9 protein-coding genes are annotated in these 10,202 nt (G+C 32.3%); 1 reads left to right on the top strand and 8 read right to left on the bottom strand.

Going from position 1 to position 10,202, the window contains the following annotated elements:
- Nucleotides 1–24: 24 nt before the first annotated feature.
- The 6 genes from KO500_RS14340 to KO500_RS14315 all read right to left on the bottom strand — a co-directional run bounded on the left by KO500_RS14340 (nucleotide 25) and on the right by KO500_RS14315 (nucleotide 6,741).
- Complete coding sequence (locus KO500_RS14340) at nucleotides 25–375, bottom strand: lipocalin family protein (protein ID WP_303488923.1); 351 nt, start codon at nucleotides 373–375, stop codon at nucleotides 25–27.
- Nucleotides 376–555: 180 nt separating this feature from the next.
- Entirely contained in the window at nucleotides 556–1,242 is a 687-nt protein-coding gene (locus tag KO500_RS14335; RefSeq protein ID WP_215957252.1) for a GNAT family N-acetyltransferase, read from the bottom strand.
- A 41-nt stretch (nucleotides 1,243–1,283) separates the two neighbouring features.
- A complete protein-coding gene (locus KO500_RS14330) occupies nucleotides 1,284–1,547 on the bottom strand; it encodes a hypothetical protein (protein ID WP_215957251.1) in 264 nt (87 codons plus the stop codon).
- A gap of 35 nt (nucleotides 1,548–1,582) precedes the next feature.
- The gene (locus KO500_RS14325) at nucleotides 1,583–2,989 is read right to left on the bottom strand and encodes a sensor histidine kinase (protein WP_215957445.1); all 1,407 of its coding nucleotides are present in this window, start codon (nucleotides 2,987–2,989) and stop codon (nucleotides 1,583–1,585) included.
- Nucleotides 2,990–3,079: 90 nt separating this feature from the next.
- Nucleotides 3,080–3,631 (bottom strand): CopD family protein, encoded by a 552-nt coding sequence (locus tag KO500_RS14320; protein ID WP_215957250.1) that lies wholly within the window; start codon nucleotides 3,629–3,631, stop codon nucleotides 3,080–3,082.
- The gene (locus tag KO500_RS14315) at nucleotides 3,631–6,741 is read right to left on the bottom strand and encodes a WD40/YVTN/BNR-like repeat-containing protein (protein WP_436835712.1); all 3,111 of its coding nucleotides are present in this window, start codon (nucleotides 6,739–6,741) and stop codon (nucleotides 3,631–3,633) included. The genes KO500_RS14320 and KO500_RS14315 overlap by 1 nt, the downstream gene beginning before the upstream one ends.
- Before the next feature lie 182 nt (nucleotides 6,742–6,923).
- Here KO500_RS14315 and KO500_RS14310 point away from each other — a divergent pair, with 182 nt between their 5' ends.
- Nucleotides 6,924–7,742, top strand: coding sequence for an EcsC family protein (locus tag KO500_RS14310; protein ID WP_215957248.1), 819 nt, complete (start codon nucleotides 6,924–6,926; stop codon nucleotides 7,740–7,742).
- On the opposite strand, the gene KO500_RS14305 is transcribed toward KO500_RS14310, so the two are convergent.
- Entirely contained in the window at nucleotides 7,734–9,110 is a 1,377-nt protein-coding gene (locus KO500_RS14305) for an MATE family efflux transporter (RefSeq protein WP_215957247.1), read from the bottom strand. The genes KO500_RS14310 and KO500_RS14305 overlap by 9 nt on opposite strands.
- Nucleotides 9,110–10,141: a ferrochelatase gene (gene hemH, locus KO500_RS14300; RefSeq protein ID WP_215957246.1), complete on the bottom strand. Its 1,032-nt coding sequence runs from the start codon at nucleotides 10,139–10,141 to the stop codon at nucleotides 9,110–9,112. The genes KO500_RS14305 and hemH overlap by 1 nt, the downstream gene beginning before the upstream one ends.
- Nucleotides 10,142–10,202: the final 61 nt, after the last annotated feature.

The following is a 10,202-nucleotide window of genomic DNA, read 5'->3' as shown; positions in this document are numbered from 1 at the left end:
TCTGGCTTTTTTATTTTTAATTTTCTATTTGCGAATATAAACTACTACATCTGACTCTGTTTCGCCATTATTGTTTTCATATTCAGAGGTTATAGTAAGTGTATCTCCATCAATTGTATACATTGCTTCTTCAACACTATCATCATTATCACTAGCGTAACTAATAGCTAAAACTCCTTCTGAAGGAATACTCCATTCGCCTGTATCACTATCGCTATCTATTTCGCATTCTTCTGGATCACCAGTTATACTGCCATAAGCAATAAATTCAAATGACATATCTTCATTGAAGACGACAGTATTTTTTTTATCACAATCGTCCACTTCTACAAGCTCACCATCAATTTCCTCTTGGAAATAAGTCCATGAACCAATTAATGGATTGATAGATTCACCATCATCGTCTTTATCACAACAAACAATAGACTTAATAGAAAAGTTGAGGCTAAAAATAATTTTTTCATAATATTTTATTTAAGTTTGAGAAAATAAAACGATTGCTTTATAACTTTATTATGTAAGAATTTTATTGTTTAATATTTCATAAAAAATTTATTATTTCTTATGAAAATACCACCAGTTCATATCTCTAGTTAATTTATAACCTAATTTCTCATATAGTTTAATAGCCGCATTACCTTTAGTAGTGTGTAAAATGGCTTTTTTGTTGGCATTTAACACTTCTTTGGTTACATAATACACTAGCTGTTTCGCTAAACCACGCCTTGTATATTCAGGGTGCGTAACTACTGCACTTATTTCAATAAATTCATTTGTTTGCAATCTTTGACCAGCTATAGCGACTAATTTTTTATCTTTAAAAATGCCGTAATAATTTCCCATTTCAAAAGTTCTTTTTCTGTAATAACCGGGCATTACTAGCCAAATCAAATCATAAATAGCATCAATATGTTCTTCTGTAAGAGCAGTGATAGTTTCATTAATATCCACAGGTATCAAATTATCAAGTACCATTTGACAACCTTCAATTTTACGATCTAAAGCCACTTGGCTTTCATCAAAAATTGGAGTTTCATTTTCTGATACTAAAAAGAAGCTTTCAGAAATTTCACCATATGAATTCAAAGCTTTTGCTGTTTTTGAAGCATCAGTAAACGCACCAAACGGACAGATTTCAGGGTCATAAAAATCTACACCATTAAAACTTATTTTAAATTTTTCATGTGTTTCATTAAGTGAATGAAGAACTGGATTTTTTAATGTTTTTATAAAATGATTCATCTAAACAAAAATAGAAATTTTGCTTCTTTTTAAATAAGACTTTAATTCTTAGACCTATATTTAAAATATAGTTTTCTTAAAAGATAAATAGATACTGCTAAAAATATTCCACGCCCTAGAAAATAACCTGTAGGAACTTGATTTAAACCATAAAAAATGCCAACCAAAAATTTCCCTTTATATTTTAGTGATCTAATATTTTCAATGGAACTCCAGCTATCATAAGTTAAATAAAAGTATGTCGAAAAAGCAATTAGAATTAATAATCCTATATAATCTATATTTTCTTGTTTCTCTTTGCTCATAAGTCTATAACTTGCAATAGAAAAGTATTATTATATTACACCCTCGGAAACTTTACAACAAACACAGTTCCTTTTTCAGGCAATGAAGTAAAATCAATAGAACCATTATAAGTCTCTACAATATTTTTAACCATTCCTAAACCTAAGCCCATACCACTGGTCTTAGTTGTAAATTTGGGTTCAAATATTTTATCTTTATTCTCTTCTGTAATTCCGACACCATTATCTGCTACTGAAATTTTCACAAATTTATCTTCAGCAGAAACGGTTACTAATATGCGCGGTGATGCAACATCAGGCACTGCTTGAATAGCATTTTTAACTAAATTAGTCACTACACGTATTAGCTGTGTACGGTCTAATTCTGCTATAATTTCTTCATCATCAGCTATAAAACGAATGTAATTTTCATTAAAAATATCAAGTCCGAGCTTTACAATTTTAACCACATTCAAAGTTTCATTTTGTTGTGCTGGCATTTGTGCAAAATTGGAGAATGCACCTGCAATACTACTCATCGTATCAATTTGCTGAATCAAAGTTTTTGAATATTCTGTGATTTTTAATTTTATGTCAGGATCATCGGCATTGAACTTACGCTCAAAACTTTGAACGGTTAAACGCATTGGTGTTAATGGGTTTTTAATTTCGTGTGCAACTTGTTTAGCCATTTCACGCCAAGCTTGCTCACGCTCACTTTTGGCTAATTTTATAGCACTTATTTCTAGTTCATCAATCATTGCATTATATGCATCAATCAACTTTTCAATCTCACTTGACGGATTATCAATACGAATCTTTTCATTCGTATTGGTTAAAAAAGTAGCATTCATCCTATCAGACACATCTTGTAAAGAGCGTGTGATGAATTTTGATATAAAAAATGCCAACCAAATAGCTATCAATAACATTAAAACATAAACACCAGCAAGGCGAACTAAAAACTCTTTTAATTCTTTATCATTAAAAGAATTATCTTCAAAATAAGGTAAATTTAAAATTCCTATGCGCTTAAATTTGTTGTCAAGTATGTATGTGTATGAAGCTTGGTAGCTGTTTCCTGCTACTGCCTTTTCTTCTAAATAGCGAGCATCAACACTATTTTTTAGATGGTTTAATACTGATGGTGTTAAACACATGGATATAGAATCATTCCCAAATTTTGGTCTTGAACTCTTAATTAAACCACCCTCAAGGTCATAAATATTAAAATTTACATTGAGCACATCAGCTATCTCGTAAATTTCATCTTTAAAAATTAAATCTAAATTCTCGGTTGTAGCGACATAGGTAGTTTTACGAAGTGTATAACGTATGTTTTCTTTTATCTGTTCTTCTTTACGCTCTAATCGATCTTGGTGATAATCTTTTGCCTGTTCACCATATTGGTAAATTGTTACACCCGCAATTAATACAGATGCTACTAGCACCAATAAAATCATGGCTATAAATATTCGAGACCTAAGAGAGAACTTTGTAAGCAACTATTCTAGTTTTGAAATTAAAGATAACAATAATTGCACCAAAATATTTTAAGCATTGGGATTCTTGTCTCTAATGCGTTTATATAACTTAATACCTAGCATCAATAACACACCTAAACAAATAATACCTGCCACACCATACACCCAACTAAAGGCACTTTTTAAGATAACAATAAACACAATTGCAAATAACAAAATAGTAGCACCTTCGTTCCAGATGCGCATAAAATTAGAAGAATATTTAATTTCTTCACGTTGCAATTGTTTAAATATCTGATGTGTTTTTAGGTGATAAATAACTAACAAGAATACAAAACCAAGTTTTGCATGCATCCAAGGTTGTGATAACCATTCACTAAAAAGTATCAATAACCAAACAGCAAATACTATTGCTAGTATTGCTGATGGCCATGTAATAATATACCACAATCTTTTTGTCATCAACTTAAATTCTTTAGTTAGAATTTCTTTTTCTGGTGAAGTACGAAAAGATGCTTCAATTTGGTTAATAAACAATCTTGGCACATAAAAAAGACCTGCAAACCAAGTAATTACAAATATCAAATGTAATGATTTTATATAACCGTAAATTTCTGTCATTAGTCTTTTATAAATAGATAATTAAGTTTCAACTGATTAAACTCTTCATTGAAAGCTTCAATTTCGGTACTAATCAGCGCATCAAAAATACTTAATTGTTCATTTATTTTAGCCGTTAATTTATTTTTAACCGCAATATCTTGTTCAGTTGGCGGAAAATCATCAATTGAAACCAAACTATTTAAATGTCCTAACTTATTCGTTAATTTAATAGGGAAATTTAAAGGGTCTTGTCTACTTTGGTTTTTCGTTTGATATAAAGCTTTTTCTACTTCAGCAAATTTTTCTTTCATAGCTTTTGCTTTTTCAATTAAAACTTTAGTTGACTCATTATCTTTATACTGCTTTTCAAAAGCACTTAATTGTTTTGTAATTGTTCTAATTTTATCAATTGAAGTGTGAGCTTTGTCAATTGTAGTATTGATATCACTTATAAAATCAAATTGTTTTTGCATGGCTTCAACAGAAACCTCAGCTCTAGGATCTGGTAAAATTTTAAACTCCTTAGAACTTACCGCTCCATTAAATGACAAACTCACCTTATAAGAGCCTGGAACAGCTTTTGCTCCATCAAAATTTGCCCACCAAAAAATCATTCCATCTAATTTTTTAGCTCCTTTGCCTCTTGTATCCCAGACATGTGTGTTGCCACCTTTTTCAATTTTCAATTTTTCATCTTTTTCTTTTGATGTATTTGAAAATGTAGCAAGCGTATCTCCCTTTATACTCAAGTAAGTTAAAGCAATACTATCTGTTTCTTTTACATTATTTAAATAGAAATGTGTTACTACACCATTCGGGTGATTTTGACCTGATGTTTTTGACGCTTTTTTATTTGATCTCCCTTTTGTTCTATAGCTATCTTTAGGTTGAAATAGAATAACGTTTTTATTTTGGTCGTTCGTTTCAAGCTGATGTAAAACGGTTAAATCATCAATAATCCATAAACTTCTACCTTGTGTAGCAACAATTAAATTATCATCCTTAATTGTTAAATCTGTAATTGGTACAACAGGTAAATTCATTTGAAACGGATTCCAATTTGTTCCATCATCAAATGAAATATACATTCCTGTTTCAGTACCTGCGTAAAGTAAACCTTTTCGCTTAGGATCTTCACGAACTACTCTTGTAAAATGTTCATCTTTAATTCCATTAGTAATTTTAGTCCACGTTTTACCATAATCTGTAGTTTTATACAAATACGGGTTAAAGTCTCCTAACTTATATTTTGTAGCCGCAACATAGCATGTACCTTCATCAAAAGCAGAGGGTTCTATACTATTTATCATTGACCATTCGGGCATATTTGTTGGTGTAACATTCTCCCAAGATTTTCCACCATCTTTAGTTACATGAATTAAACCATCATCACTACCAACCCATAGCAAACCTTCTTTAAGTGGACTTTCATTAGCTGTAAAAATGGTACAATAATATTCTACACTAGTATTGTCTTGAGTAATAGGTCCTCCACTCGACTTTAATTTCGTTGAATCATTTCTTGTTAAATCATCACTCAAAAGTGTCCAGCTTTGTCCTTCATTTTCAGAAACATGCACATGATTGGAAAATGTATATAGTTTCTTAGGATTATGCTTGCTAAATATGATTGGAAAATTCCACTGAAAACGATATTTCATAGCTTCAGCGCCAGCACCCATTGGATTATCTGGCCAAACATTTATACCACGAACAGTATTTTTATCATGATTTACACGTGTTAAAAAACCATCATAACTACCACCATAAACAATATCATCATTTTTGGGATCAACAGCAATCCAAGCAGATTCTCCACCAGCTGTTTCTTCCCAATCTTCACTAGAAATACTAGAACCGTCACTTCTATGTTTTATTCTGATTGTAGAATTATCTTGTTGCGCTGCATATATACGATATGGAAAAGAATTATCTGTAGTTACTCTATAAAACTGAGCTGTAGGTTGGTTGTAGTACGTACTCCAAGTTTCACCACCATCATTTGAAATTTGAGCACCACCATCATCGCCAATAATCATTCTCTTAGAGTTCTCAGGGGCTATCCATAAATCATGATGATCACCATGTGGGGCATTAAATGTTGAAAAAGACTTTCCGCCATCTGTAGATTTGTGATAATTTACATTTAAAACATAAACCACATCTTCATCTTCAGTATCTGCATACACACGTGTATAATACCACGCACGTTGGCGCAACTTACGTTCTTTGTTTACTTGAGTCCATTTTTCACCACCGTCATCACTCCTGTACAAGCCTCCTTTTTCTTTATTCTCAACTATCGCCCAAACTCGATCGGAATTTTTAGGCGAAACCGTTACTCCGATAATTCCTAAAGTATCTTTTGGGAAACCTTCATTTTTTGAAATTTCTGTCCAAGTAACTCCACTATCTGTACTTTTCCAGAGAGCAGAACCTTCACCACCACTACTTAAACTATACGGTGTACGCTCTGCACGCCAAGTAGAAGCATATAATATTCTAGGGTTATTGGGGTCGATAACTAAATCTACAGCTCCTGCATGATCATTTACAAAAAGAACTTTCTTCCAGTTTTTTCCACCATCAACACTCTTATAAATACCACGTTCTTGTGTTGGCTTATAAATATTACCTAAAACTGCAGCATACACAATATCAGAATTGGTAGGATGCACTCGCAACCTTGGCACATGTCTACTCTTAGCTAAGCCTAATGATTCCCATGTTTTACCCGCATTTTCTGTTTTCCAAATTCCGTAACCTGAAGAAACGTTTCCACGAAGTGTTTTTTCGCCACCGCCAACATAAATTACATTTGGGTCACTTTTTGATACCTCAATAGCACCAATACTACCGCCGAAAAAGCCATCAGAAATATTTTCCCATTCTCTTCCTCCATTTGTAGTTTTCCAGACACCTCCACCTGTTGCGCCAAAATAAAATAAATTTGGTTGGTTAGGAACACCTGTAACTGCTGCAGAACGGCCACCACGAAAAGGACCTATTAACCTATACTCTAAACTAGAATATAAATTCTCAGGAATTTGAACAGTTGTTTGTTTTGATTTTTTTCTTTTCTGAGCTTGGCTAGAAAAAGGGAATACAGTAATAAGCAGTAAAAGCATACTACTTCTTAAAAAATTCGTTATCATCTTTTGAGTTAGTTATAATTAGTCACTCCCTAAATTAAGGAGATTTGAACGTTTCTGAAAATAATATGTGCTCTATCAAATTTAAAAATATGTATTGGTGTAACAAATCATTAAATTCCACTACTAATAAGTGTAATTTTTAATTTTATCTAGCCATGTTTAATACCAAATCTAAAAAAGAAATTTCAGAAGAAGACTTACTAATATTAACACAAGCTAAACAGCAAATGGACGATATTGGCTGGGCGATGAAAGGACTTAATAAAGTTGGAAATGTAATACAGAATAAGATAGATTTACTACCAGAAAAGCAATTAAATAAATTACAAAAAATCAGTTATGATATTTTATTGAAAGTAGTAAATGCAAATTTATTATCAATGAAAGCTGATAAAATTACTAACCAACCGATTAATAATGCTTACAAAGCTATGGTTACCACTTCTGGAGTTTTAGGCGGAACCTTTGGTATGATTGCTTTTACTGCCGATTTAACTTTGACCACTAAAATAATGATGCGATCTATTATGGATATAGCACGTAGCCAAGGTGAAGATATTACAGATTTAGACACACAATTAGCATGTTTACAGGTATTTGCTTTAGGTGGAAAATCTAAACATGATGATAATTTAGATACAGGTTATTATGCTACAAGAATAACACTAAATTCTACTATGAAAGGAGCTACTGCTGGCGCAGGAAAAATAACCTCAACATTATTAAAATCAAGTTCAAACCCTATAATTCAAGTTTTGGGCGCTATAGCCTCAAGATTTAGTGTTCAAGTATCTGAAAAATTTGTAGCTCAAGCAATTCCTATTTTAGGTGCTGCAGGTGGTGGGGCTATTAATTTGGCATTCATGAACCACTTTCAAAGTATGGCACAAGCACATTTTTCAATACGAAGACTTGAAAGAAAGTATGATGAAAAAACAGTCAAAAAAGTTTTTGATAAGATAGTTTTATATTAAATCTTTTTTAATCTCTTTTCTTAAAAAATACCCTGTAACTATTGTAGCTAAAACATCAGCAATAGGAAACGAAATCCAAACTCCTAATTCATCAAAATAATTAGGCAAAATTAATATCAATGGAATAAAAAAGAAACCCTGCCTAGTTAACGTTAATAGCAGTGCCGGAGTTGCTTTACCTATTGCCTGAAAATAAGCCGCTCCTATTAATTGTAAGGCAATTATTGGCGTTGCAGCAAATACCATTCGCATGGCAAAAGGTGAATGCTTTAAAACATATGCATTCACTGCTAATTCTGTTGCCGACATTCCCGTTTTAGAACTTAAAAAAAGTGAAGCTATTTCTGCTGGAAAAGACATTAGACCTATAAATACAACAGTTGCTAAAATTGATGCGTATTTGATAGCTGTATTGATACTTAAACGTACTCTATCATATTTTTTTGCTCCATAATTAAAGCCTGCTATAGGTAAAAAACCTTGTGTAACTCCAAATACAGGAAATAAAGCAAACATTAACATACGGCCCACAATAGCATACACTGCAACCATTGCTTCGCCGCCTAAACCAAAAAGTATGTTATTCATTAGTAAATACACAACACTAGTTGCCGCTTGCCTTGCCATAGTAACAAAACCCAATGAGCCTATTTCTTTTAGTAGAGGAAAATCAAATATTAAATGAGAAAAATTAATTTTTAATTCTGAATTTTTTGAAAGGAAAAAATATAAAATATAGCCAAAACTTAATAAATAACCTGTAGTAGTAGCCCAAGCCGCGCCTTCCATTCCCCAATCAAAAATATAAATGAAAAAATAGTCCATTATCAAATTGCCAATTGAAGGAATTATCATGGCTATCATGGCAAATTTTGGTTTCCCTTCTGCTCGTATAACAGAATTCCCTAACATGCATAGTGCAAGAAAGGGAACACCGTATAATACTATTGTATAATAAATTTTAGCAGGGACAAAAATAGTACCTTTTCCTCCAAAAGCAGGGATTATACTATCTACATAATACAAGCCCAATGCAACCATGCTAATAGTTATAACAAGTGTTAATGCTATTTGATTTCCAAAAGTTTTTAAGGCTTTTTCATACATATTAGCACCTAAGGCTCTTGATATTATACTAGCTCCACCAATACCAACTGACATACCTAGTGCTGCAATAAAAAATGAAACCGGCAATACAACATTTATAGCTGCAATTGCAATTGAACCAATCCAATTTCCTACAAAAATAGAATCAACCAACACATTCAATGACATTACCAAAATACCAATTGAAGCTGGTACTGCTTGGTTAATCAATAATTTACCTATTGGTAACGAACCTAATTTTTCAGAGGAAACTTTTGCCATTATGCAGGAAGTTTTCCACTAACTTCCCAATCATTAACCCATTTTGCCATTACTCCAACCCAATCGTCACTATCATTTAAACAAGGGATATGTTTATAAGCTTCACCACCTGCTTCTGTATACTGCTCCTCACCTTCCATTGCAATTTCTTCTAATGTTTCTAAACAATCAGCAACAAATGCAGGTGTAATTACAGCCAACTTTTTCTTTCCTTCTTTAGGGAAACGTTCAAACTCATAATCAGTATAAGGTTTCAACCACGGATCTTTTGGTAATCGAGATTGGAATGATATACTCACTTTGTCTTTTGGCAAGTTTAAAAAAGCTCTTACATTTTCAGTTGTATCAAAACATTGGTGACGGTAACATGTATTATGTGCTACAGAATTTGTTTGACAACAGCTACCATCTATTTTACAATGAAAACGTGTTGGATCTGATTTACGAATATGACGTTCTGGTATTCCGTGGTATGAGAATAACACATGGTCATAATCAAAATCTTTCAAACTTTCTCCTATACTTTCTGATAATACTTTTATGTATTCTGGGTTTTTATAAAATGCAGGAAGCGTTGTAAATTTCATTTCAGGAAAAAACTCATCTTTAACTTCCATTGCCTTTACAACTACTGTTTCAAAAGATGACATCGCATATTGCGGATACATTGGCACCAACAAAACTTCATCTACACCTTTATCTTTTAATTCTTGTAATGCATTTTTAATTGTCATACTACCGTAACGCATGCCTAATGCAACCGGCATTTGAGTATGTTTACGTAATTTTTCAGTAAACCGTTCAGAAATAACAATCAAAGGAGAACCTTCATCCCACCAAATTTTTGCATAAGCTTCGGCAGATTTTTTTGGTCTTGTTTGAAGTATTAAACCACGTACTATTATGTTTCTCAAAACTTTAGACACATCAATAACACGTTCATCCATTAAAAACTCATCTAAATATGGTTTTACATCTTTTGGTGTCGGGCTATCTGGTGAACCTAAATTAACTAATAAAACTCCTTTCATTCTATTTTAATTTACTTTAGTGACGCAAAAATAATACATGCTAATTTTAAAAGTTGAATTA

Source organism: Cellulophaga baltica, assembly GCF_018861125.1.
Lineage (GTDB): Bacteria > Bacteroidota > Bacteroidia > Flavobacteriales > Flavobacteriaceae > Cellulophaga > Cellulophaga baltica_A.
The sequence above is the reverse complement of the archived record's forward strand: the minus strand, read 5'-3'. Positions and strand labels throughout refer to the sequence as shown.